This window comes from Streptacidiphilus pinicola, from assembly GCF_003258295.1.
GTDB lineage: Bacteria > Actinomycetota > Actinomycetes > Streptomycetales > Streptomycetaceae > Streptacidiphilus > Streptacidiphilus pinicola.
Genome location: NZ_QKYN01000060.1, coordinates 21579 through 45767, shown reverse-complemented (window position 1 = coordinate 45767; position 24189 = coordinate 21579). Strand labels below are relative to the sequence as shown.

Sequence of the window (24189 nt, the reverse complement as noted above, 5' to 3'; positions counted from 1 at the left end):
GTAACCTTGGCGGCATGCCCGAACGCCGTACAGTCGCTCTTGTCACCCTTGGATGCGCCCGCAACGAGGTGGATTCCGAGGAACTCGCCGGGCGGCTGGAGGCCGACGGGTGGGAGCTCGTGGCCGACGCCGCCGAGGCGGACGTCGCCGTCGTGAACACCTGTGGCTTTGTCGAGGCCGCGAAGAAGGACTCCGTCGACGCCCTGCTGGAGGCCAACGACCTCAAGGGTCACGGCCGCACCCAGGCCGTCGTCGCGGTCGGCTGCATGGCCGAGCGTTACGGCAAGGAGCTCGCCGACGCGCTGCCGGAGGCGGACGCGGTGCTCGGCTTCGACGACTATGCCGACATCGCGGAGCGCCTGCAGACCATCCTCGCCGGCGGCGAGCACGTCTCCCATGTGCCGCGCGACCGGCGCAAGCTGCTGCCGCTCTCGCCCGTGGAGCGCCAGGACGCGGCGGAGGCCGTCGCGATCCCCGGCCACGGCGTGAACGTCGAGGCCCCGGCCGAGGCGAAGATCGACGACCTGCCGGACGGCCTCGCGCCCGCCTCCGGCCCGCGGACCCTGCGCCGGCGGCTCGACGACAGCCCGGTCGCCAGCGTCAAGCTCGCCTCCGGCTGCGACCGCCGCTGCAGCTTCTGTGCGATCCCGGCCTTCCGCGGCAGCTTCCTCTCGCGGCGGCCCTCCGACGTGCTGAACGAGACCCGCTGGCTCGCCGAGCAGGGCGTCCGCGAGGTCATGCTGGTCAGCGAGAACAACACCTCCTACGGCAAGGACCTCGGCGACATCCGCCTGCTGGAGGGTCTGCTGCCCGAGCTCGCCGCCGTCAAGGGCGTCGAGCGGGTGCGCGTCAGCTACCTGCAGCCCGCCGAGATGCGCCCGGGTCTGATCGACGTGCTGACCGGGACCGAGGGCGTCGCGCCCTACTTCGACCTGTCGTTCCAGCACTCGGCGCCGAACGTGCTGCGCCGGATGCGGCGCTTCGGTGACACCGACCGTTTCCTGGAGCTGCTGGACCAGATCCGCGCCAAGGCGCCGGAGGCCGGCGTCCGCTCGAACTTCATCGTCGGCTTCCCCGGAGAGACCGAGGAGGACCTGGCCGAGCTGGAGCGCTTCCTCACCCACGCCCGGCTCGACGCGATCGGCGTCTTCGGCTACTCCGACGAGGAGGGCACCGAGGCGGCGGACTACGACGGCAAGCTGCCCGAGGACGAGGTGGCCGAGCGTCTCGCGCGGGTCAGCCGCCTGGCGGAGGAGCTGACCTCGCAGCGGGCGGAGCAGCGGGTCGGCAGCACCGTCCGGGTGCTGGTCGAGTCGAACGACGGTGAGGACGGCGTGATCGGCCGCGGCGCGCACCAGGCGCCGGAGACCGACGGCATCACGATCCTGCTCGGTGACGTCGAGGACCTCGCGCCCGGCGACTTCGTGGAGGCCAAGGTGACCGCGAGCGAGGGCGTCGACCTCTACGCCGAGGTCGTCGCGGTGGTCGGCGCGACCGGGTCGGCCGGGGTGCCGGCGTGAATCAGACCTCGGGGGGCGGGGCCGCCAGAGCGGGCGCCCCGTCGGATTCGCAGCCGGGTGGGGCGGGCGATCAGCCGGGGCTGTGGAACATCCCGAACCTGCTCACCATGCTGCGCCTGGTGATCGTGCCGATCTTCGCGGCACTGCTGTTCGCGGGCGGCGGCCACGACCCCAAGTGGCGCGCCCTGGCTTGGGCGGCCTTCGCCATCGCGATGATCACCGACCTGTTCGACGGCGAGCTGGCCCGCCGGATGGGCCTGGTGACCGACTTCGGCAAGATCGCCGACCCGATCGCCGACAAGGCGATCATGGGCACGGCACTGATCGGCCTCTCCGCACTCGGCGATCTGGCCTGGTGGGTGACGGTGGTCATCCTGGTCCGTGAGGTGGGCATCACACTGATGCGCTTCTGGGTGATCCGCTTCGGCGTCATCCCGGCCAGCCGCGGCGGCAAGATCAAGACGCTGACCCAGGGAATCGCGGTCGGCATGTACGTGTTGGTACTGACCGGGCCGCTGGCGTCCGCACGCTGGTGGCTCATGGGTCTGGCCGTTCTGCTCACCGTGGGCAGCGGCCTGGACTACGTGCGTCAGGCGATCGTGCTGCGCCGTGCCGGGCTGGCCGCCCGCGCCGGGCGGGCCGCCGCGAACGGGCAGCCGGGCGCCGCGGGGTGACCGCCGAGGCGGCGCTCACGGCGCTGGTCCGCACGGGTGCGACGCTGGCCGTCGCCGAGTCGCTGACCGGCGGACTGCTCGCGGCGGAGTTCGTTGCGGTGCCGGGGGCGTCCAAGGCCTTCCGCGGATCGGTCACGGCTTACGCCACCGAGCTCAAGGGTTCCGTCCTCGGGGTGGACTCCGGGTTGATCGCGGCTCGAGGCGCGGTGGACCCGGACGTCGCGCTCGCCATGGCCCGTGGCGTCCGGCAGCTGATGGGCGCAGACTATGGCCTGGCCACGACAGGCGTGGCCGGACCGGAGCCGCAGGACGGTCAACCGGTCGGCACCGTCTTCGTGGCGGTCTCGTGGGCATCCCCGGGTGGGGAGGGTGGAGAATCGGTCTCTTCCCTACGCCTGTCAGGGGATCGTGCCACAATCCGACGCAAGGCGGTTTCGGCCGCTGTCGAACTGCTCCTCAGCGCTCTGGAGGGCAAACCGGTGGGTTAGGAACGCTGTTCCTGCCGGGAAGAACACAAGGGATGGGCCGGAAAGATTCGCGGACGATACCGCGAACAGCAGGGGAGGGCCACGGATGCAGCCAAGAGTGAACACGACCGGGCTCCCCGCACGGGATGCGGGGCAGGCGGTACGGTGGGGCTGTGAGGTTCCGAGCCGCGGTCCAAGGAGGGAGCGACCGATGATCCTGCTCCGTCGTCTGTTGGGTGACGTGCTGCGTCGGCAGCGCCAGCGCCAGGGCCGCACCCTGCGCGAGGTGTCGGCTGCTGCCCGGGTCTCGCTCGGCTACCTCTCGGAGGTCGAGCGCGGACAGAAGGAGGCCTCGTCCGAGTTGCTCTCCGCGATCTGTGACGCCCTGGATGTCCGCATGTCCGAGGTCATGCGCGAGGTCAGCGACGAGCTCTCGCTCGCCGAGCTGGCCGCCGGCGAGGCGGTCCGTCCGGCCCTGCTGGAGCCCGTGCCGGTACCGCCAGGGGAGCGCGTCTCCTCGCTCGTGCCCAAGGCCAGCGCGATGGACGTCGTCGCCGCCTGACAGCCGTAGTAGCCGTCGTGACGTGAACGGCCCCTCCCCGAGCCCCGTGTGGCCCAGGGGAGGGGCCGTTCGTGCTCCGCGCGGCTAATCTGACGCTGGATCCGTCCCGTTCCGTCCCCTTTGGGCTGATCCTTGCTGTTCCTCGCTGATCCGGCCCTCTTGTGTCCCCGGGAGGAGATCGATGCTGTCGATACCCCGGCGCAGGCCGCTCGTCTGGGCCCTGTGTGCGGTGCTCAGCGCCGTCGCGTGGGTGCTGCTGCTGACCGGGCTGCTGACAGGCCGGGAAGCGGCCGGGGTCGGCCTGCTCTTCGCGGGCGGATGGAACCTGAGCCTGGTGCCCGTCCACGCACGCCCGTGGGCCGCGCGGCGGGATCGCCACGCGGCCGGGGGCGAGCCCGTCCTCGACGAGGAGCTTCAGAACGCCGACGCGTGATCCAGCACCCAGGAGTGGAAGCTGCGGGCCGGTCGGCCGGTCACCTTCTCGACGTCCGCCGTCGTCGGCACCGGACGGCCGACGGAGTCGGCCCACAGCGACAGCATCGCGTCCAGGATCGGCCCCGGTACGTGCGCGCTCAGCGCCTGCCGAACGGCCACCTCGGGCAGCTCCTGGTAGCTCAGCGGGCGACCCAGCGCCTCGCCCATGATCCGCGCCTGGTCGGCGTGGGTCAGTGACTCCGGTCCCGTCAGCCGGTAGACCTGTCCGCCGTGCCCGTCCTGGGTCAGCACGGCCACGGCGACGGCGGCGATGTCCGCCTCGTGGACGGGCGCGGAGGCGGCGTCCGCGTAGGCGCCCCGCACCACGTCCCCGGCCTTGGTCTGCCCCGCCCACATCAGCGTGTTCGCGGCGAAGACCTGCGGTCGCAGGAAGGTCCACTCCAGCGAGGAGCCGCGCAGCGCCTGCTCCGCCTCGTGGTGGTAGGCGGCGATCAGGTCGCCCTGCGCCTCGGCGTCGTCGTCGACGGCGCCGGAGGAGAGCAGCACGACCTTGCGGACTCCGGCCTTCTCGGCCGCCGCCGCGAAGCCGGCCGTCGCGCCCGGCACGGCGAACAGGAACACCGTCTCGGCACCGGCGAGCGCCCGCTCCAGCGACGCCGGGTCCGCGAGGTCCCCGGCGACGACCTCCGCCTCGGCCGGCCAGGCGGCGTCCTGCGGGGCCCGGCTCAGCGCGCGGACGGCGTGGCCCTGCTCGACCAGCTGCTGCAGCACGTTGCGGCCGACGTTCCCCGTGGCTCCGGTGACCAGAATCATCGCGTTCCCCATTCGCAGATCTGTGGATTCGCCCGCCTGCCGCGGGCCATGGGAGAGACACTAGGAGCCCTTGCGGACAGGTTCGGTCCTCAACGGACCGGCGGAGCGAAGGGATTTCGGACTGGTGCTGGAGACCTCGGCGCGGCTGCTGCGGCTGCTCTCCCTGCTCCAGTCCAGGCCCGACTGGCCGGGCGGAGAACTGGCCTCGCGGCTGGGCGTGACCACGCGCACCGTCCGCCGCGACGTCGACCGGCTGCGGGATCTCGGCTACCCCGTCGAATCCGCGACCGGCACGGCCGGCGGCTACCGGCTGGGCGTCGGCGCGGCGCTGCCGCCGCTGCTCCTGGACGACGACGAGGCGGTCGCCGTCGCGGTCGGCCTGCGCGCCTCCGCGGCGGGCTGCGTCACCGGCAACGAGGAGAGCGTGCTGCGGGCGCTCACCAAGCTGGAGCAGATGCTCCCCGCGCGGCTCCGCCACCGCGTCAGCGCCATCCAGGCGGCGGTGCAGCCGCTGACGGCTCCCGCCGGACCCAGCGTCGCCCCCGAGCTGCTGGCCGCGCTGGCGACGGCATGCCGAGCGCGTGAGGGTGTCCGCTTCCGGTACCAGGGCGCTACGCGTCGGGTCGAGCCGTACCGTCTGGTCCCCACCGGCCGCCGCTGGTACCTCCTCGCCTTCGACCTCGACCGCGACGACTGGCGCACGTTCCGCGTCGACCGCGTCGACGGCTCCCTCCAACCGGGCCCCCGCTTCACGCCTCGGCCGGCTCCGGCCGTCGACCTGAACGCGTACGTGGGTGACGCACTGACGTCCAGCCCGTACCGCTTCCGGGCGACCATCCGCTACTTCGCCTCGGCGGCGAGCCTCTCGGACCGCACGTCGCCCACGGCGGGCCGGCTGGAGGCGGAGGGCCCTGACACCTGCCTGTTCCACGCGGGGGCGTCGTCGCTGGACGAGCTGGCGGTCTTCGTGGCGCTGAAGGGCGTGGACTTCGAGGTCCTGGACCCGCCGGAGCTGAAGCGGCACGTGGCGGAGCTGGCTGAGCGGCTCGGCAGGGCAAGTGCCCGGGGCGCGAGCTGAGCTGATGCGGCGGAGCCGCACATCAGCAGAGCCTCGCGCCCCGGGACAGGGCGACTTAGCCCCGAACGCGAAGCCCCCTCGGGGTTGGGACGAAGCCCGCCGCCTCCAGGGTCGGGCTCAGTGCCGAGTTCAAGGCGGGTTCGCCGTTGATGCGTTCGACCACCAGGTCCCGCAGCGCGCCCTCGTGCACCGCACGGACGAGCGCCGTCGCGGCGTGGCGGAGGCGGGTGTCGTCCGTGGCCCACGTGAGGAGCGTCTTGCCGCCGCGTTCGACGTAGGCGACCAGCTCGCCGTCGACGAGGGCGACCAGCGCACCGGCCTTGCGGCCGGGCTTGTGGGCGGAGGCGCCGCCTCCGCCCGGTGGTTCCGGCCACCCCAGCGCCGCGCCGTAGGCGTTCGCCGGGTCGGCCGCCGCGAGGACCACGGCCTGCGGGGGTTCCTCGCCGCCCTCCGCGCGGCGTTCCAGCGTGGTGTTCACCGCGCGCAGGCGGTCGATCGCGCCGTCGGTGGCGAACTGGGCCGCACCGAGGCCGTCCACGACGTAGCCGCGGCGGGTGCGGCCGGTGTCCTCGAACGCGGACAGGACCCGGTAGACGCCGGCGAAGCCGCCCGGCGCCCGCTCGGCCTGGACCGCGCCGCGGGTGACGACGCCATGACGGTCCAGCAGGGTCTGCGCCAGCGCATGGGCCCGCTGCGTGGGATCCGTGACGGCGGCCGGCAGCAGCGACCAGCGGCCCGCGGTGGTCGGGAGCTGGGGGACGCGCGGCACGGGCCGCGCCATGCCGTAGCGGGCGCGCGGGGTCGCGCGCGGCGCGCGGTGCGCGGTCGCGCCGGGCGTGCGGCCGGAGCCGAGCAGGGCGCGGAGCGGGGCGAGGGTGTCGTTGGTGATCCGGCCCGACCAGGCCAGGTCCCACAGCGCGGTGGCCACCTCCTGGTGCGGTGTCTCCGTGCCGGGCAGCTGCCGGGCGACCTCGTCGACGAGCTGCCGGAAGAAGAGCCCGTAGCCGGGCGCGAGCGCGGCCAGGACGGCGTAGTGCAGTGGGGTGAGCTCCAGCGGGAGCGCCTCCGGCAGCAGCAGCGGGGCGGCGTCCGCCGGATGCAGGGCGATCCAGCCGTCCTTGCCGGGGAGCGCGCCCGCGCCGGCCCAGAAGACCTCGCCCTGCGAGGTGAGCTCGTCCAGCATCGCGGGGCTGTAGTCGGCGACGCGGGAGGGCAGGATCAGCCGCTCCAGCGCCGACGCCGGCACGGGCGTGCCCTGGAGCTGTTCGACGGCGCGCAGCAGGCCGTCCACGCCGCGCAGGCGGTTACCACCGCCGACGTGCTGCCACTGCGGCAGGAACGCGGCCAGAGCCCGTGGCGGCACCGGCTCGACCTCGTGCCGCAGTGCGGCGAGCGAGCGGCGGCGCAGCCGGCGCAGCACCTCGGCGTCGCACCACTCCGTGCCGGAGCCGCCGGGACGGAACTCGCCCTGCACGACGCGGCCCGTCGCGGCCAGCCGCTGCAGCGTGCCGAGGACGACGGCCGGGCCGAGACCGAGCCGGGCGGCGGCGTCGGCGGCGGTGAACGGGCCGTGGGTGCGGGCGTGACGGGCCAACAGGTCGCCGAGTGGGTCCTTGACCGGCTCGGTGAAAGCCTCCGGCACGCCGATCGGCAGGGGGGTGCCGAGCGCGTCGCGCAGGCGGCCCGCGTCCTCGATCGCGGCCCAGCGCTGCTCGCCGGCGACGCGGACGTCGATCACACGCCGCGCCGCCTGCAGCTCACGCGCCCACGCCGGCTCCGCGCCGCGCTCGGCGAGCTCGGCGTCGGTGAGCGGGCCGAGCAGGCGCAGCGCGTCGGCGACGGCCTCGGCGTCCTTGATCCTCCGGTCCGGGGTGAGGCGTTGCAGCTCCGCCTCCAGCTCGACGAGCACGTTCTCGTCCAGCAGTTCGCGCAGCTCGGCCTGGCCGAGCAGCTCCGCCAGCAGGCGGGAGTCCAGCGCGAGCGCGGAGGCGCGGCGTTCGGCGAGTGGCGAGTCGCCCTCGTAGAGGAACTGGGCGACGTAACCGAAGAGCAGCGAGCGGGCGAACGGCGAGGGCTCCGGGGTGGTCACCTCGACGATGCGGACCCGGCGGGACTCGATGTCCCGCATCAGCTCGACCAGCCCGGGGACGTCGAAGACGTCCTGGAGGCACTCGCGGACGGCCTCCAGCACGATCGGGAAGGAGCCGAACTCGGCCGCGACGGAGAGCAGCTGGGAGGCCCGCTGCCGCTGCTGCCACAGCGGCGTGCGACGGCCCGGGTTCCGGCGCGGCAGCAGCAGCGCGCGCGCCGCGCACTCGCGGAAGCGCGAGGCGAACAGGGCCGAGCCGCCCACCTGGTCGGTGACGGTCTGTTCGACGGTCGTCGCGTCGAAGACGACGGCCTCGGCGCCCACGGGCGCCTCGTCGGCCGCGCCGGACTTCAGGGGTGCCTCAGGCTGTGCTTGTTCAAGATCTGGAAAGTCCAGCAGGTCCGCGTCCGGCAGGCGCAGCACGATGCCGTCGTCGGCGTGCATGACCTGGGCGTCCAATCCGTGACGCTCGCTCAGGCGGGCCGCGAGCGCCAGCGCCCAGGGTGCGTGGACCTGGGCGCCGAAGGGGGAGTGGACGGCGATCCGCCAGTCGCCGAGCTCGTCGCGGAAGCGCTCGACCACGATGGTGCGGTCGTCGGGGAGATGGCCGGTGGCCTGGCGCTGCTCGGCGAGGTAGGCGAGGAGGTTGCCCGCCGCCCACGCGTCGAGGCCCGCGGCGGCGAGGCGCGCCGTGGCCTTGTCCTCCGGGAGCGCGGCGAGCTCGCGCAGGAACCCGCCGACCGCGCGCCCGAGCTCCAGCGGGCGGCCGAGCGCGTCGCCGTGCCAGAACGGCAGCTTGCCGGGGACGCCGGGCGCGGGGGAGACGAGCACCTTGTCGTGGGTGATGTCCTCGATCCGCCAGGAGCTGGTGCCGAGGGTGAAGACGTCGCCGACGCGGGACTCGTAGACCATCTCCTCGTCGAGCTCCCCGACGCGTCCGCCGCCCTTCTTCGGGTCGGAGCCGGCCAGGAAGACGCCGAAGAGCCCGCGGTCGGGGATCGTCCCGCCGGAGGTGACGGCGAGCCGCTGCGCGCCGGGACGTCCGGTGACGGTGTTCACGACCCGGTCCCAGACGATGCGCGGCCGCAGCTCGGCGAAGGCGTCGGACGGGTAGCGCCCGGCGAGCATGTCCAGCACGCCCTCGTACGCCGAACGCGGCAGCGAGGCGAAGGGCGCGGCGCGCTGGACGAGCGCCAGCAGCTCGTCCACGTCCCAGTCGTCCATGGCGGTCATCGCGACCAGCTGCTGCGCGAGCACGTCCAGCGGGTTGCGCGGGACGCGCAGCGCCTCGATCTGCCCGGCGCGCATCCGCTCCGTCACGACGGCGGACTGGACCAGATCCCCCCGGTACTTGGGGAAGACGACGCCCGTCGACACCGCGCCGACCTGGTGGCCGGCGCGACCGACGCGCTGCAGCCCCGAGGCGACCGACGGCGGCGACTCGACCTGCACGACGAGGTCGACCGCGCCCATGTCGATGCCCAGCTCCAGGCTGGAGGTGGCCACGACGGCCGGCAGCCGCCCGGACTTCAGCTGCTCCTCGACCTCGGCGCGCTGCTCCTTCGAGACCGAGCCGTGGTGGGCGCGGGCCAGCACCGCCGGGGCGGCCTTGTTCGCGCCCGCCTGCGCCATCAGCTGCGCGGGCGCGTGCGCGGCGGGCAGCGCCTGACCCTCGGCGCGCTCGACGGCGATCTCGTTGAGCCGGTTGCACAGGCGCTCGGCGAGCCGACGGGAGTTGGCGAAGACGATCGTCGAGCGGTGCGCCTGGACGAGGTCGGTGATCTTCTCCTCGACGTGCGGCCAGATGGACGCGGCCTGCTGCGGATCCTCCTCCGGGGTGCCGTGCGTGCCGCGCCCGCCGGAGAGCTCGCCGAGATCCTCGACCGGGACGACGACGGAGAGGTCGAACTGCTTCTCCGAGGGCGGCTGGACGATCGTCACCTTCCGGCTGGGGGAGAGGAAGCGGGCGACCTCCTCGACCGGCCGGACGGTGGCGGACAGCCCGATCCGGCGCGCGGGCTGCGGCAGCAGCTCGTCGAGGCGCTCGAGCGAGAGCGCCAGGTGCGCGCCGCGCTTGGTCCCGGCGACGGCGTGGACCTCGTCGAGGATCACCGTCTCGACGCCGCGCAGGGCCTCGCGCGCGGTGGAGGTGAGCAGCAGGAAGAGCGACTCGGGCGTGGTGATCAGGATGTCCGGCGGGTGGGTGTTGAAGCGGCGCCGCTCGGCCGGCGGGGTGTCGCCGGACCTGATCGCCACCTCGATCGCCGGCTCCGGCAGCCCCAGGCGGGTGGCGGCCTGCCGCAGCCCGGTGAGCGGTGCGCGGAGGTTGCGCTGGACGTCGACCGCGAGGGCCTTGAGCGGCGAGACGTAGAGCACCCGGCAGCGCTTCTTGGCCTCGGCGGGCGGGGGCGTCGACGCGAGCCCGTCCAGGGCGGAGAGGAACGCGGCCAGCGTCTTGCCCGAGCCCGTGGGCGCGACCACCAGCACGTCGCTCCCCGCGCCGATCGCCTGCCACGCCCCCTCCTGCGCCCCGGTGGGCGCGGGAAACGCCCCCTCGAACCACGCCCGCGTGGGCGCGGCGAAGCTCTCGAGGGCGGACGTCCGGGCCTGTGCGCGTGCCATGCGCCCATCGTGCACCGCGGGACTGACAAGAGGGGGCGTGCCGGCGTGATCCGGCGCGGCCCTACTTCAGGTGCCGGGCGAAGAACCGGTCGCCCTCGTCGATCTCGAACGCCGGGGTGCCGACGTGCCCGCCCATGTTGGCGTGCAGCGTCTTCTCCTTGCTGCCGAAGGCGTCGAACAGGTCCAGTCCCGCCTGCCGCGGGTTGCCCTCGTCGTCCCACTGCAGCAGCAGCCGCAGCGGGACGGTGACCTGCCGGGCCTCGTCGCGCTGGGCGCGGGGTACGTAGCCCCCGGCGAAGAAGCCGACGGCCGCGATGCGGGGCTCGACGACCGCCAGCCGGATGCCGACGGCGGTCCAGCCCGAGAACCCGACCGGGCCGACGATCCCGGGCAGGGCGAGGAGGGCGTCCAGCGTGGTCCGCCACTCCGGGACCGCCTGTGCGACCAGCGGGCCGACGAGGGACTCGAAGATCTCGTCGACCGGCTCGCCGGCCTGCATCGCCCGGCGCAGCTCGGCGAGGACCTGTTCGGCGGCGGCGGTACGGGGGCGGTCGCCGCACTCGGCGGTGTCGATGGTGGCCACGGCGTAGCCGAACGCCGCGGTCTTCCGGGCCCGGGCCACCAGGCGGGGTTGCCGCCTGGACAGGCCGTTGTTGTGGGCCATCAGGATCAGCGGCGCGGGTGCGGTTCCGGGTGGCGTCCACAGGGTGCCGGGGATCGGGTCGCCGGGCCGGGCGAGGGTGAACTCGCGCTCGAGGACGTTGTCGTCGAGGCGCAGCTCGGAGGTGAATTCCATGGTCGTGCCTTTCGGGAGTGCGCGTGTCGGCGCTCCCGGACGACCTATCGCCCGACCGTGACCCCGGAGGGGAGCACCCATGTCGTGACTGCGTTCACGGGTACCACCTCCTCGTTCTGTCGCACGGCCTCCGGAAAGTTAGCACCGGCCGCCGAGGCCCACCAACAGGTTTTTGCCACGCGTCAGCCCCCTTCGGCGGAGCTCGACGGGCGAAACGGGATGAGCCGTACATATCGTCGGAATATCCCTCGCCCAGGGCGCGGTCGCGCGCCCCGACCTCTGGAGGCCTGGTGGCGCGTGTCGCGAAGGGCCTGCGATCGGCGACGGCGCGGTGCGCCGTCGTGCTCGCGTTGGTGACCCTGCTGCTCGGTGGCGCGGTGCCCTATGTCGGCGGCACCGGCCGTCTCTACCTCGCCTACCTCGTCGTTGCGGACCGCGCGGACGCCGCCGGCGTCACCGCCGCGGACCAGGTGATCCGGGCCGAGCAGGGCATGGTCGGTCAGGAGTACCCGCAGATCGGCGTCGTGCTCGCGTACGCGTCCGCCGCGGACTTCGGCGCCCGGGTGCGCGCGCACCCGGGGATCGTCGCGGCCGGTGCGAGCCGGACCGCGCCCGTGCCCGACCCGAGCGCGGGCAGGCCCTACGGCGGCGCCCAGGCGCAGCCGGCCGCCGTGACGTCCCAGCGCAGCGGCGACCTCGCGCCGGGCGACGACGTGCCACTGGCTGCCGATCCGCAGGGCCGGACCCAGTGGAACCAGCAGATGGTGGGCGAGAGCGGTCCACCGTCAGGGCAGGAGGCCGGTGCGCTGAAGAACGTGGTCGTCGCCGTGCTGGACTCCGGTGTCGACGACACCCACCCGGATCTGCGGGCCGCCGTCGACCCGACCCGGTCCGCGTCCTGCGCCAGCGGGACTCCGGACCCCCGTATGGGCGCCTGGCGGCCGGACCCCAATCTCGGCGAGAGCGGCCACGGCACGCACGTCAGCGGCATCATCGCGGCGGACCGTCCGGGCACCGGCGTGGTCGGCGTGGCGCCGGGGGCGCGGATAGCCGCGGTGCGGCTGCTCGGCGAGGCCGGGCAGTACTACGGCGAGAACATCGTCTGCGGTTTCCTGTGGGCGGCGGACCACGGCGCGTCCGTGATCAACGACAGCTACTTCGCCGACCCGTGGAAGTACAACTGCCCCGAGAACCCCGACCAGGCGGCCGTCGTCGCGGCGGTCGGCCGGGCCGTGAAGTACGCGCAGGACAAGGGCGCCGTGGTAGTGGCCTCCGCGGGTAACGACGGGCAGGACCTGGCCGGCCCGCGGATCGACGACCGCAGCCCCAACGACCGTGCGGACGGCGTGAACGCGCCGGTGCGCCACCTGGGGGCGGAGTGCATCCGCCTGCCCGGCGGGCTGCCGGGCGTGGTGAACGTCAGCGCGCTGGTCGCGGACGGGAGCCTGGCCTCGTACTCCAACTGGGGCTCCGGCCAGATCGCGCTGGCCGCGCCCGGCGGCGACCCGGACGGCGGCGTCGCGCAGGCGGTGGTCTCGGACTGGCCCGGTGACCGCTACGCGGCCCTGGCCGGGACCTCGATGGCGGCCGCGACGGTCAGCGGCGTCGCGGCGGTCGAGGCGGCACGGCACCCGGACGTCCGCGGCGCGGCGCTGGTGCACCTGCTGGAGCAGCAGGCGGTTCCGCTCGGCTGCCCCGCGCGGGACCCGGGCAAGAAGGACTGCCCCGGCGGTGCGTACTACGGCTACGGCCTGGCCGACGTGCGCTGATCCGGCCCCCGGGCGACCTACGGGCGCAGCAACCGCTCGAAGTAGCCGAGGAGCAGGTCCCGGAGCTCGCGGGTCAGCTCCGGGACCTGCTCCTCGTCCGCCTCCACCACCAGGGGGAGTACGCCCTTGTAGGCGGCGAGGGTCACGGCCGCGCCCCATTCCAGTCGGGCGGGCGGGAGTTCGGGCGCGTAGAGGGCGAGCAGGGCCTGGATCCGGGCGTGCGTGCGCGCCATCAGTGGCGCCTGAAGGTCCATCACGTGACCGGGTGTGTGCCCACCGACGAAGAGGACGAGGCAGGCCGGGTTCTCGCGGTGGAAGGCGACGAGCGGTCCGAGTGAGGAGCCGAGTGCCTCTTCCAGGGTGACGGCCGCCGGGTCCACCACGGCGAACGGCGCCAGCAGCGTGTCGAGGCTGTCCGCGTAGAACTCCGCGAGCGCCGCGGCGATCGCGTCCTTGTTCGGAAAGTACTGGTACAGCGAGCCGGGGGAGACGCCCGCCCGCGCGGCGATCGCGTTCGTCGTCGTGGCCGCGTAGCCGGACTCCGCGAAGACCTTCCCGGCCGCCTCCAGGAGCTGGGCGATCCGGCGCTCCCCGCGGGCCTGGCGCTTGCGCGGGCGGTCGGCGGCGGTCTCGGCGTTCTCTGCGGTTTCGGCGGTCACCCTGCCGATGGTAGGGCTCGTTGACGAATGCGAGCAATCACTCGTAATCTCTGGATCAGGATATGCGAGCAAAGACTCGCATTCCTTCTCTGTCACCGCCATGCCTTCCATCGCTTCAGGGGGACACCCATGTCCACAACCGTCGACACCGTCGGCGCGACCGCCGAACCGGAAGCCCCGGTCGCCGCCCGTGCGCCCGGCCGCGCCTGGACGCTCGCGATCGTCTCGATCGCCACCTTCATGCTGATGCTCGACCTCACCGTGGTGAACGTCGCGCTGCCCGACCTGCGCAACGCGCTGCACGCCGACTTCTCCGGCCTGCAGTGGGTGCTGGACGCCTACGCCCTCACCCTCGCCGCCTTCCTGCTCACCGGCGGCTCGCTGGCCGACCGTCTCGGTCGCAAGCGCGTCTTCATCGCCGGGTTCGCCGTCTTCACCGCCGCCTCCCTGCTGTGCGGCGCGGCGACGAACGTGCTCACCCTGAACCTCGCCCGCGGCCTGCAGGGCGTCGGCGCCGCCGTGCTCTTCGCCGTCGGTCCGGCGCTGCTGGGCCACGAGTTCCGCGGCAAGGACCGCGCGATGGCCTTCGGCGTCTTCGGCGGCGTCTCCGGTCTGGCGATCGCCTTCGGCCCGCTCATCGGCGGCGCGCTGACCAGCGGCGTCGGCTGGCGCTGGATCTTCCTGGTGAACGTGCCGATCGGCGTCGTCGCCATCGTGCTGAGCGCGCTGCGGATCCGGGAGTCCCGTCAGTCGGCAGCCCACGGCGTCGACTGGACCGGCCTGTCCCTCTTCTCCGTCGCCCTCGGTGCGCTGGTCCTCGGTTTCCTGCGCGGCGAGGCGGAGGGCTGGACCAGCCCGCTGATCGTCTCCCTCTTCGCCGGCTGCGCGCTGCTGCTCGTGGCCTTCCTGCTGGTCGAGCGCAGGCTCGGCGCCGCCGGGATGCTCGACCTCGCGCTCTTCCGCAACCGCACCTTCAACGGGATCTCCGCAGCCACGCTGCTCGGGAACGCCGCCGGCATGGCGGCGATCTTCCTGGAGGTCTCCTACGTCCAGAACGTGCTCGGCGCGACACCGTGGCAGGCGGGCCTGCGCTTCCTCCCGCTGACGCTGATGCTGTTCGTCGTCGCGGCGGTCACCGGCAGCCTCACCGTCGCGCTCCCGCCGCGGCTGCTGGTCGGCACCGCGATGGCGCTGATGGCGGGCGGCCTGCTGGCGATGCGGCTGATCGACGTGCACAGCGGCTGGACCGCGATGCTGCCCAGCATGCTGCTGACCGGCGCCGGGATGGGCATGTTCAACCCGCCCCGCGCGTCGATCTCCATCGGCGTCGCCGAGCCGGCCCGGGCTGGTATGGCCGCGGGCATCGGGGAGACCTTCCAGCAGGTCGGCATCGCGATCGGTATCGCGGGTTTCGGCGCGCTCTTCCAGCACCGCGTCGGCGACGCGTTCGCGGCCGCCGTCCCCGGCCTCCCGGACAGCGCGCGGGCCGCGGTCGCCGCGGGCGCGGGCGACCAGGTAGCCCGCAGCGCGGGCTCCCTGCGCGCCCAGGTCGCCGAGGCGGCGCGCACGGCCTTCGTCCACGGCCTCACCGACGTCCTCACCCTCGGCGCGGCGGTCGCGGCCGTCGCCGCGGTGATCGCCTTCGCCACGATCCGCCGCCGCGACCTCCACGAGAGCGCGACCACCGGACACTGACGCCCGGCGGCCCCTGAGGTTCTGCATGGTGGACGTACCGTCGTCGGCCCCCAGGTGCGTGGCACGCTGCCCCCGAGGGAGGCTGGGGTCATGGGTGAAGAGCGCGCGCACTACTGGCAGCATCCCGCCATGCCCGGCGTGGACCTGCTGCGGGCGCACTACGTGCACCACACCTTCGGCAAGCACACCCACGACGGCTACGTGCTCGCCGCGATCACCGACGGAGTGGAGGCGTTCCACTACCGCGGCGGCCTGGAGGTCGCGCCCGCGGGCAGCGTCGCGCTGGTCGAGCCGGACCGGGTGCACACCGGGCACGCTGGAGTGCCGGGCGGGTGGAGCTACCAGGTGCTGTACCCGAGCGTCGACCACATCGCCGCCGTCGCCGCCGAGTTGGGGGTGCTGCCGGGGTCGCCGGGCTTCGGCTCGGCCGTCGTCGACGACGACGAGCTCGTCCGGCTGGTGCTGCAGACCCACCAGGCCGCTGAGCAGAACCAGGGGCTCGCCGCCGGCACCTTCCTCCGGCTCGCGCTCGCCCGCGCGCTGCGCCTGCACTCCTCGCAGCGGCTGACGCGGACCGCGCCCCGCGCGGGCCGGGACGCCGCCCGCGCCGCCCGCGACCTGCTGGCGGCGCGGCTGGACGAGCCGCCCGGGCTGGAGGAGCTCGCGGCGACGGTCGGTGCGGGGCCGTTCCCGCTGCTGCGGGCCTTCCGTGACGCCTACGGTCTGCCGCCGCACGCCTGGCTGACGCAGTACCGCGTGCGGACCGCGCGCACCCTGCTGGACGCGGGGGTGACGCCCGCGGACGCCGCCGTGGCCGTCGGTTTCGTCGACCAGGCGCACCTGACCCGTCACTTCCGCAGGATCGTCGGCGTTCCGCCGGGCGCCTACCGGCGGGCGCGCAAGAACGTACAAGATTCCGGCGGGCCGACCCCGGCAGCATGAGCCGCATGACGGCACTTTCCGATCCACCCGCACCCACCACCGCCGCGCCCCCGCCCGCCGCGGGCGCGCGCTCCGACCGCGCGGTGATCCGGGACTCGCTCGGCGTCGGCGTGGCGGTCGGCGTCTCCGGGATCGCCTTCGGCGCGGCCGGGACCGCGGCGCACCTGACGGTGTGGCAGACCTGCGCGCTCAGCCTGCTGGTTTTCACCGGCGCCAGCCAGTTCGCGCTGGTCGGCGCGCTCGCGGCGGGCGCGGTGCCGTTCGCCGCCGTCATCGGCGCGCTCTTCCTGGGCGTGCGGAACTCCTTCTACGGACTGCGGCTCGCCGAGCGGCTGCAACTGCCGTTCCGGCTGCGGCCGCTCGCGGCCCAACTGGTGATCGACGAGACCACGGCCGTCGCGCTGGTCCAGCCCGGCCGGCGGTCGACCCGGCTCGGCTTCTTCGCCACCGGGATCAGCCTCTACCTGATCTGGAACGCCACCACGTTCGCGGGCGCGCTGGGCGCCGACGCCCTCGGTGACCCCTCGCGGTACGGGCTGGACGTGGCGGGCCCGGCCGTCTTCCTCGCGCTGCTGGCCCCGCGCCTGCGCGAGGGCGGCGCGGAGCGGGCGACCGCGCTGCTCGGCGCGGTGCTCGCGATGGCGGCGGTGCCGCTGGTCCCGGCCGGCGTGCCGGTGCTGATCGCGCTCGCCGCGGTTCCGGCGGTGCTGCTGATCAGCGCGCGCCGGGTGAAGAGCGAGGCCCCGACCGAGGTCAGGACGGGCGGCGAGAGGCAGGAGGACGAGCGATGAACGCGACCTGGTGGGCGATCCTCGGCACGGCCGCGGGCTGCTACGGCCTCAAGCTGCTGGGCCTCTCCGTCCCGACCGGACTGCTGGACCGGCCCGTGGTCCGTCGCTTCGCGACGCTCGCGCCGATCGCGCTGCTCGCCGCGCTGACGGCGCTGCAGACCTTCGGGCAGGGCACGCACGGACTGGTCGTCGACGCCCGCGCGGCCGGGCTGGCCGCGGCCGGTGTCGCGGTGTGGCGCCGCGCGCCGTTCCTGGTCGTGGTGGTGGTCGCGGTGGCGGTCACCGCCCTGGTCCGGGCGCTCGCCTGACCGCGGTCGGTCGGTCGGTCGCGGGGCGGCAGCGGCGTCAGGCGTCCTGCGGTGTGGGGATGCCCAGTCGGTCGGCGTCGCGTTCGGGGCGGACCGTGAGCGCGACGAGGACGCCCGTGACGCCGACCAGCGCGGCGGTGAGCAGGTAGCCGTCGCGGTAGCCCGCGGACAGGCGGCTGCCGGTCGTCAGCGAGCCGATGACCAGCGGGGAGAGGACGCCCGCGAGGGAGTAGACGAACGCCGTCGCGCCCAGCAGAGTCCCGCGGCGCTCCGGCGGGGCGATCCGTGCGACGGCGGTCTGGCCGAACACCAGCATCACGGTGGCGAGCACGCTCGGCCCGACCGCCAGCGCGATCTTCAACGGGACCGAGCCGGTCAGCGCGAAGACCGCGCCCGAGATCCCGGCGAGGACCATCGCGACCCCGGTCCACCGGGCGACGCCACCGAGGGTGCCGCCCCGGCGGCGGGCCCGCTGGGAGAGCACCCCGAAGGCCAGGATCGCCAGCGCGGAGCTGAGGCCGGTGCCCATGGCGACCAGGCCGGTCTGGGTGGTCGTCAGTCCGCCGACCGTGCGCAGGTAGTCGGCGCCCCAGGTCAGCGCGGAGGTGGTCTGCCAGTAGGAGGCGAAGCTGCCGAGCGCGCAGGCGATCCAGGTGCCCGTCAGCAGGATCCGTCGAAGCGGCTGGGCCGGGCCGTCGCTGGTGGCTCGGCCGGCCGCCTCGTCGCGATCCCGGGCAGGGGCGCGGATCGGCTCGGGGCCCTCGCGTCCCAGGCGCAGCCACACCAGGGCCCAGACCAGGCCCGCGAGCCCGACCGCACCGAAGGCCCAGCGCCAGCCCGCCCCGTTGATCACCACGGTGAGCAGCGGCGCGGCGAGCGCCACTCCCGCCGCGGAGCCCAGGCTGAGCACCGCCGTGGGCAGGCCCCGCTCCCGGTCGGGGAACCAGGTGTAGAGGCTGTGCGTGGCGACCGGGAAGGCGGGGCCCTCGGCCGCCCCCAGCACCACGCGGGTCACCAGCAGGGTCCCGAACCCGGCCGCGCCGAGCAGCATCGGCAGTTGCGCGGCGGACCAGAGCAGGGCCAGCACCAGCAGCAGCACCGTCGTACTGACCCGCCGGGTGAGCGCGGAGACGCTGAACGCGGCGACGCTGAACAGCGCGAAGAAGGCCGCCGCCGCGCGGCCGTACTGGGCGTGGGTGATGCCCAGATCGTGCATCATCGGCGTCGCGGCGAGCCCGAGCACGGTCTTGTCCGCGAAGTTGACCAGCATGAACGCCAGCAGCAGCCAGGTCGCCCGCCAGCCGGCGGCCCGACCGGCCCGCTCCTTCCCGCGTCCGGGCGACGTCACGGTGGTCACGAGCCAACCTCCAGGCGGTGCTTGTCAGGCGTCTGTCCGGTTGTGAGCGTGCCCCGGCCCCGATGACGGCGACAACGGACCTCGTCACACCTGGGCCCGCCGCGTACTGTGATGCGTCACAGCTGCTCGGAGGTGTACGGATGACCGTGGACGTGTCCCCGCTCTCCGCGCGGGCGCGGGCTCTGGCCGCGCGCTGCGAGGGCCGGGTCAACGAGCTCGCCCGGCAGATCACCCGCGACGACTTCGCCGTCCTCTCCGGCTACGACGGTCTGCCCGAGGACATGAAGCACACCGAGATGGCCGCCACGGTCCGCTACGGACTGCGCCTCTTCTTCACCGTCGTGCGGGAGGGGCGTCCCGGCCGGAGCGAGGAGTTCCGGCCCTTCCGTGAGCGCGCGGCCCAACGCGCCGAGGAGGGCTGGCCGTTGCACCTGCTGCTCCGCACCCACCTGGTCGGTCGCCACGCCCTGTTCCGGGCGCTGCGGGAGGAGGCGAGGCCGGGGGAGGAGCCCGCGCTGGCGGAGCTCGCCGACCTGCTGCTGGGCAGCTCGGCCCCGCAGGTCGGCGCGATCGCCGAGACCTACCAGACCGAGCAGTCCGCGCTGCTCGCGGAGCGGCGTGAACAGCGCCGCACCCTCGCCCGCGCCCTGCTGGCCGGATACCCGGTCCTGCCGGGCCGCCTGGAGGAGGCCGGGCTCGGCCGGGGCGCGCTCGTCCTCGCCTTCGGACTCGACTCCATCCGCGCGTCGGACGCGCCGGGGGGAACGGCGCGGGCGGCGAACGCCGAAACCTCACCCGCCGTCGCGCTCGGGCGACGGCTGCGCCGCGTGCAGACCGTGCTGGAACGGGCCTTCGGCGCCGAGGTGCTCGTCGTCGCCGAACCCGAGGGCGGTCACGCGCTGGTGCCCGCCGAAGTGTTCGGCCCCGGTGGGGTCTCGGTCGCCCAGGTCCCCGCGGACCTCCCGGCGCGGCTGAGCCGGATCTGCGGGGCCGAGGTCTGGCTCGCCGCGACGCCGGCGGCGGACGCCGCGGGCATCGCGGCGGCCGGTCGTACGGCCGGCGAGGTGCTGCGGCTCGTCCGCGCGCTGGGCCGCGCGCCCGGGCTCTACCGACTCGACGACGTACTGCTGGAGTACCACCTCTCGCGCGGGGGCGAGGCGAGCGGCGCGCTCGCCGGGCTGCTGGATCCGCTGGCGGACCGGCCGGAGCTGCTGGCCACGCTGCGCGCCTACCTCGCCCAGCAGCAGGACCGCCGGGCCACCGCGCGCGAGCTCGGCCTGCACCCGAACACCGTGGACAACCGCCTGGCCCGGGTGGGGGAGCTGATCGGCGTCGACGTCACCGCTCCGCGCGGCTACGCCCTCACGCTCACCGCGCTCACCCTCCGCGAGCTCGGCGGCCCCGCCTGAGTGTCGTCCCCGGGCGCGATACTGGCCGCATGCGCCTGACCGAGTTCTGGAAGAGGATGTACGCCCACTTCGGCGAGAGCTACGCGGAGAGCTTCGCGACCGACCACGTGATGACCGAGCTGGGCGGTCGCACCGTCCAGCAGGCCCTGGCCGCCGGCTGGGAGGCCAAGGACGTCTGGCGCGCGGTCTGCGTCTCCATGGGCGTGCCGGAGTCCCGCCGCTGAAGAGGTGAGGAGAAACGGCGAGGCGCTCGGATATTCGAACGTGCGTTCCCTATACTGGATTGTGGCACGTTATCCACAGGCTTGGCGCCAACGCGGCTCGATTGTCAGTGGTGCGCGCTAGCGTCTTCGGTGATGAAGCGTTCAGCACAGACCCCCAAGGTGGCACCCATGGCAGCGAACGACCGCGACCGGGCCCTCGAGACAGCCCTCGCACAGATCGAGCGACAGTTCGGCAAGGGCTCCGTCATGCGCCTCGGCGACGAGGCCCGCGCCCCGATCGAGGTGATCCCGACCGGGTCCATCGCCCTCGACGTGGCGCTCGGCGTCGGCGGCCTGCCGCGCGGCCGTGTCGTCGAGGTCTACGGCCCCGAGTCCAGCGGTAAGACCACGCTGACCCTGCACGCGGTCGCCAACGCGCAGAAGGCCGGCGGCATCGTCGCGTTCGTCGACGCCGAGCACGCGCTCGACCCGGACTACGCCAAGAAGCTCGGCGTGGACACCGACGCCCTGCTCGTCTCCCAGCCGGACACCGGTGAGCAGGCGCTGGAGATCACGGACATGCTGATCCGCTCCGGCGCCGTCGACCTCATCGTCATCGACTCCGTCGCCGCGCTCGTGCCGCGCGCCGAGATCGAGGGCGAGATGGGCGACTCCCACGTCGGCCTCCAGGCCCGCCTGATGTCCCAGGCGCTGCGCAAGATCACCGGTGCGCTGAGCCAGACCAAGTGCACCGCGATCTTCATCAACCAGCTGCGTGAGAAGGTCGGCGTCATGTTCGGCTCCCCGGAGACGACGACGGGTGGCCGCGCGCTCAAGTTCTACTCCTCGGTCCGTCTCGACATCCGCCGGATCGAGACGCTGAAGGACGGCACGGACGCGGTCGGTAACCGCACCCGCGTCAAGGTCGTCAAGAACAAGGTCGCCTCGCCGTTCAAGCAGGCCGAGTTCGACATCATCTACGGCCAGGGCATCAGCCGCGAGGGCGGCCTGATCGACATGGGCGTCGAGCACGGCTTCATCCGCAAGTCCGGCGCCTGGTACACCTACGAGGGCGACCAGCTGGGCCAGGGCAAGGAGAACGCCCGCAACTTCCTGCGGGACAACCCGGATCTGGCCGACGAGATCGAGAAGAAGATCAAGGAGAAGCTGGGCGTGGGCCCGAAGCTGGACACCCCGGCCGAGGCCGCTCCGGCCGTCGGTGAGGCTCCGGCCGCGCCGGCCACTCCGGCCGCCAAGACGCCCGCCGCGCGCGGCAGCAAGGCCAAGGCCGCCGAGGCCGTTCCGGCGGAGGCCAAGGCCTGAGCGGGTCTCTTCGGAGCGGATCAGTGTCCACCTCGACCGAGAGCGCGTGGGGTCCGCGCGATTGGTCCTCCCATGGGGGCGGCGGCAGATGGGAAGAACCCCCGGCTGACCGCGCCCCCGCCCCGGACCCCGAGCGGGACGGCCTGCCGTCCGGCGGTCCGCTGCCCGACGGCCCGCGACGCCGCAGCTCGGCCTACGACGACGCCACCGGGGGGCACGACGACGAGGCCGCGCCCTTCGGCGCGGCGCGCGGGCGGCGTTCCTCACGGCGGGGCTCCCGACGCTCCGCGCAGCCGGCCGGTGGGCGCACGCGCGCCCGCAACAGGGCGTCCGCCGAGGCGTGGGATGAGGCGTCCCATGAGGCGTCAGCGCACGGGGCGTCAGAAGACGGGCCGCGCGACACGGCGCCGACGGACCCGGCCTCGCGAGCTCGGGACATCTGCCTGCGGCTGCTGACCGGTTCCGCCCGCACCCGCAAGCAGCTCGCCGACGCGTTGCGGCGCAAGGAGATCCCGGACGAGATCGCCGAGGAGGTGCTCGACCGGCTCACCGAGGTCGGGCTGATCGACGACGCCGCCTACGCCCGCTCCTGGGTGGAGCAGCGGCAGCGCAGCCGGGGGCTGGCCCGGCGCGCCCTCGCAGGGGAGCTGCGGGCCAAGGGCGTCGACAGCGCACTCGTCGCCGAGGCCGTGGCCGAGGTCGATCCGGACGACGAGGAGGCCGCCGCCCGGCGGCTGGTGGAGCGCAAGCTCGCCTCCACCCGCGGCCTGGACCGCCAGGTCCGCCTGCGTCGGCTCGCGGGCATGCTCGCCCGCCGCGGCTACCCGGAGGGTCTGGCCCTGCGCGTGGTCCGTGCCGCGCTCGACGCCGAGCCGGAGGACGACGAGGGCTTCGAGGACGACCCCTTCCTCGACTCCGGCGAGGAGTGAGCCCGATGTGGTGCGGGCTCTCGCGGACGCGGCGGCCGGGAGCCTGAGCGGGCGCGTCCACGCGGTGCTGCCGCTGGCCGAGGCTGCGCGGGCGCATGAGTGCGTGGAGGCGCGGGAGAACGTGGGGACGGTGCTGTTGCGTACGGGAGTGATCTCCTGAGGCGGACGGGTCGTCCTCCGCTTATGACCCAACGGTCAGGAGCGGTCGCCATCTTGACCGTTTCGTAACACGGACCTAGCCTCACCATGAGTGATGAGGGGCCTGTGCCAGCCTCGCACCGAGATCGCACTGTGATCACGGCGTGCACCCGCGCCGGACGGGGAGGGCTGATGACGCTGGCAATCGCCGCATCCGCAACCGTTCCGGTGGTGCTGCTGGTTCTTGGCCTGGTGTTGCTCTCCGTGGTCGGGCTTGCGGTGCGTCAACTCCTGCACGGCACGCGGGAACGCGCGCTGGAACTGGACCGACGTGAGCAGCGCAGCACGGAGCGCGAGGCCAGGATCGACGAGGAGCAGCAGCGGCTGCTCCAACGCGAGCTGGACACCGCCCAGACCCAGGCCGAGCTCCACGTCCGGAGCGAGGAGCTGCGCGCCGAGCGCCGGCGGATGCTGGAGGAGGTGGCCGGACTCAGCGCCGCCGAGGCCCGCGCCGAGCTGGTCCGCGGCGCCGAGCAACAGGCCAAGCGCGAGGCCGTGTTGACGGTGCGTGAGATCGAGCGGCGGGCGCGCACGGAGGGGGACGCCCGCGCCCGCGAGATCATCGCCTCAGCGATCCAGCGCGTGGCCGTGCAGGGCACCACCGACTACGTCGTCGCCACGGTGCGGCTGCCCGGCGAGGACATGAAGGGGCGGATCATCGGCCGCGAGGGCCGCAACATCCGCGCCTTCGAGTCCGTCACCGGCGTCAACCTCGTCATCGACGAGACCCCGGAGTCCGTCCTCCTCTCCTGCTTCGACCCGGTGCGCCGGGAGGTGGGCCGGCTCACCCTGGAGGAGCTCATCGCGGACGGCCGGATCCACCCGCAGCGCATCGAGGACGCCTACGAGCGCAGCCTCGGCCAGGTCGAACGGCTCTGCCAGAGCGCCGCTCAGGAGGCGGTGGCCGACGTCGGCCTCGACGAGCTCCACCCCGAACTGCTGCGCCTGCTGGGCCGCTTGCGCTTCCGTACCTCCTACGGCCAGAACGTGCTCGGGCACCTGGTCGAGTCCGCGCACCTGGCCGGGATGATGGCCGCCGAGCTGCGGGTCGACCCGGTCCTCGTCAAGCGCTGCACCCTGCTGCACGACATAGGGAAGGCCGTCACACACGAGGTGGAAGGCAGCCACGCGCAGATCGGCGCCGAACTCGCCCGCCGCTACGGCGAGTCGGAGGAGGTCGTGCACGCGGTCGCGGCGCACCACAACGAGATCGAGCCGCAGACCGTCGAGGCGGTGCTCACCCAGGCCGCTGACGCCTGTTCGGGCGGCCGCCCCGGCGCGCGCCGCGAGTCGGTGGAGCTGCACGCGCGCCGTCTGGAGAAGCTGGAGCAGATCGCCCGCCGGCACGAGGGCGTCGTCAAGGTCTACGCCATGCAGGCCGGCCGCGAGGTGCGGGTGATGGTCCTCCCGGAGGCGGTGGACGACCTGCAGGCCCAGGTGATCGCGAAGGACGTGGCCCGCGAGGTGGAGAACGAGCTCACCTACCCGGGCCAGATCCGCATCACCGTGATCCGGGAGAGCCGCGCCACCAGCTTCGCGCGGTAGCGGAG

General features: G+C 73.9%; 22 protein-coding genes. 17 read left to right on the top strand and 5 right to left on the bottom strand.

Annotation, left to right across the window (positions count from 1 at the left end; all coding sequences use genetic code 11):
- Positions 1–14 precede the first annotated feature (14 nt).
- The 5 genes from rimO (at position 15) to DN069_RS15525 (ending at position 3656) form a co-directional block, all read left to right on the top strand.
- On the top strand, positions 15–1520 hold the full coding sequence (rimO, locus tag DN069_RS15545) for a 30S ribosomal protein S12 methylthiotransferase RimO (protein ID WP_111501576.1): 1506 nt from the start codon (positions 15–17) through the stop codon (positions 1518–1520).
- A complete protein-coding gene (gene pgsA / locus DN069_RS15540; protein WP_111501575.1) occupies positions 1517–2194 on the top strand; it encodes a CDP-diacylglycerol--glycerol-3-phosphate 3-phosphatidyltransferase in 678 nt (225 codons plus the stop codon). Before rimO ends, pgsA begins: the two co-directional genes overlap by 4 nt.
- Complete coding sequence (locus tag DN069_RS15535) at positions 2191–2682, top strand: CinA family protein (protein WP_111501574.1); 492 nt, start codon at positions 2191–2193, stop codon at positions 2680–2682. Before pgsA ends, DN069_RS15535 begins: the two co-directional genes overlap by 4 nt.
- A 190-nt stretch (positions 2683–2872) precedes the next feature.
- Entirely contained in the window at positions 2873–3223 is a 351-nt protein-coding gene (locus tag DN069_RS15530) for a helix-turn-helix domain-containing protein (protein ID WP_111501573.1), read from the top strand.
- A gap of 181 nt (positions 3224–3404) precedes the next feature.
- A complete protein-coding gene (locus DN069_RS15525) occupies positions 3405–3656 on the top strand; it encodes a hypothetical protein (protein WP_111501572.1) in 252 nt (83 codons plus the stop codon).
- Here DN069_RS15525 and DN069_RS15520 read toward each other — a convergent pair.
- On the bottom strand, positions 3638–4471 hold the full coding sequence (locus DN069_RS15520; RefSeq protein WP_111501592.1) for an NAD(P)H-binding protein: 834 nt from the start codon (positions 4469–4471) through the stop codon (positions 3638–3640). The genes DN069_RS15525 and DN069_RS15520 overlap by 19 nt on opposite strands.
- Positions 4472–4595: 124 nt before the next feature.
- On the opposite strand from DN069_RS15520, the gene DN069_RS15515 reads away from it, so the two are divergent.
- The gene (locus DN069_RS15515) at positions 4596–5549 is read left to right on the top strand and encodes a helix-turn-helix transcriptional regulator (protein ID WP_111501571.1); all 954 of its coding nucleotides are present in this window, start codon (positions 4596–4598) and stop codon (positions 5547–5549) included.
- A gap of 55 nt (positions 5550–5604) precedes the next feature.
- Here the strand turns inward: DN069_RS15515 and DN069_RS15510 are convergent, their stop codons facing one another.
- Together DN069_RS15510 and DN069_RS15505 are read right to left on the bottom strand one after the other, a co-directional pair.
- Positions 5605–10260, bottom strand: coding sequence for an ATP-dependent helicase (locus tag DN069_RS15510; RefSeq protein ID WP_111501570.1), 4656 nt, complete (start codon positions 10258–10260; stop codon positions 5605–5607).
- Between the two features lie 61 nt (positions 10261–10321).
- Positions 10322–11056 (bottom strand): dienelactone hydrolase family protein, encoded by a 735-nt coding sequence (locus DN069_RS15505; protein ID WP_111501569.1) that lies wholly within the window; start codon positions 11054–11056, stop codon positions 10322–10324.
- A gap of 290 nt (positions 11057–11346) precedes the next feature.
- Between DN069_RS15505 and DN069_RS15500 the strand changes: the two genes are divergently transcribed.
- Complete coding sequence (locus tag DN069_RS15500; protein WP_243639271.1) at positions 11347–12825, top strand: S8 family peptidase; 1479 nt, start codon at positions 11347–11349, stop codon at positions 12823–12825.
- Between the two features lie 17 nt (positions 12826–12842).
- Here the strand turns inward: DN069_RS15500 and DN069_RS15495 are convergent, their stop codons facing one another.
- Positions 12843–13484 (bottom strand): TetR/AcrR family transcriptional regulator, encoded by a 642-nt coding sequence (locus DN069_RS15495; protein ID WP_165845511.1) that lies wholly within the window; start codon positions 13482–13484, stop codon positions 12843–12845.
- Between the two features lie 129 nt (positions 13485–13613).
- On the opposite strand from DN069_RS15495, the gene DN069_RS15490 reads away from it, so the two are divergent.
- The 4 genes from DN069_RS15490 to DN069_RS15475 all read left to right on the top strand — a co-directional run bounded on the left by DN069_RS15490 (position 13614) and on the right by DN069_RS15475 (position 17220).
- Positions 13614–15179, top strand: a complete 1566-nt coding sequence (locus DN069_RS15490; RefSeq protein ID WP_243639269.1) for an MFS transporter — start codon at positions 13614–13616, stop codon at positions 15177–15179.
- Positions 15180–15269: 90 nt separating this feature from the next.
- Entirely contained in the window at positions 15270–16121 is an 852-nt protein-coding gene (locus tag DN069_RS15485; RefSeq protein WP_111501567.1) for an AraC family transcriptional regulator, read from the top strand.
- Positions 16118–16912, top strand: coding sequence for an AzlC family ABC transporter permease (locus DN069_RS15480; protein WP_111501566.1), 795 nt, complete (start codon positions 16118–16120; stop codon positions 16910–16912). Before DN069_RS15485 ends, DN069_RS15480 begins: the two co-directional genes overlap by 4 nt.
- Positions 16909–17220 (top strand): AzlD domain-containing protein, encoded by a 312-nt coding sequence (locus DN069_RS15475; RefSeq protein WP_111501565.1) that lies wholly within the window; start codon positions 16909–16911, stop codon positions 17218–17220. Before DN069_RS15480 ends, DN069_RS15475 begins: the two co-directional genes overlap by 4 nt.
- A gap of 37 nt (positions 17221–17257) precedes the next feature.
- Here the strand turns inward: DN069_RS15475 and DN069_RS15470 are convergent, their stop codons facing one another.
- The gene (locus tag DN069_RS15470; RefSeq protein WP_111501564.1) at positions 17258–18577 is read right to left on the bottom strand and encodes an MFS transporter; all 1320 of its coding nucleotides are present in this window, start codon (positions 18575–18577) and stop codon (positions 17258–17260) included.
- 140 nt (positions 18578–18717) lie between these two features.
- On the opposite strand from DN069_RS15470, the gene DN069_RS15465 reads away from it, so the two are divergent.
- The 6 genes from DN069_RS15465 to rny all read left to right on the top strand — a co-directional run bounded on the left by DN069_RS15465 (position 18718) and on the right by rny (position 24184).
- Positions 18718–19986, top strand: a complete 1269-nt coding sequence (locus tag DN069_RS15465) for a PucR family transcriptional regulator (RefSeq protein WP_111501563.1) — start codon at positions 18718–18720, stop codon at positions 19984–19986.
- A gap of 29 nt (positions 19987–20015) precedes the next feature.
- Positions 20016–20210, top strand: a complete 195-nt coding sequence (locus tag DN069_RS15460) for a DUF3046 domain-containing protein (protein ID WP_111501562.1) — start codon at positions 20016–20018, stop codon at positions 20208–20210.
- Between the two features lie 168 nt (positions 20211–20378).
- On the top strand, positions 20379–21512 hold the full coding sequence (recA, locus tag DN069_RS15455; RefSeq protein ID WP_207892163.1) for a recombinase RecA: 1134 nt from the start codon (positions 20379–20381) through the stop codon (positions 21510–21512).
- Between the two features lie 23 nt (positions 21513–21535).
- Positions 21536–22441, top strand: coding sequence for a recombination regulator RecX (gene recX, locus DN069_RS15450; RefSeq protein ID WP_243639268.1), 906 nt, complete (start codon positions 21536–21538; stop codon positions 22439–22441).
- A 7-nt stretch (positions 22442–22448) separates the two neighbouring features.
- Positions 22449–22601 carry a hypothetical protein gene (locus DN069_RS40070; RefSeq protein ID WP_165845510.1) on the top strand — a complete coding sequence of 51 codons (153 nt, stop codon included), beginning with the start codon at positions 22449–22451 and terminating at the stop codon, positions 22599–22601.
- Positions 22602–22771: 170 nt separating this feature from the next.
- Positions 22772–24184, top strand: a complete 1413-nt coding sequence (gene rny / locus DN069_RS15445) for a ribonuclease Y (RefSeq protein WP_111501559.1) — start codon at positions 22772–22774, stop codon at positions 24182–24184.
- Positions 24185–24189: the final 5 nt, after the last annotated feature.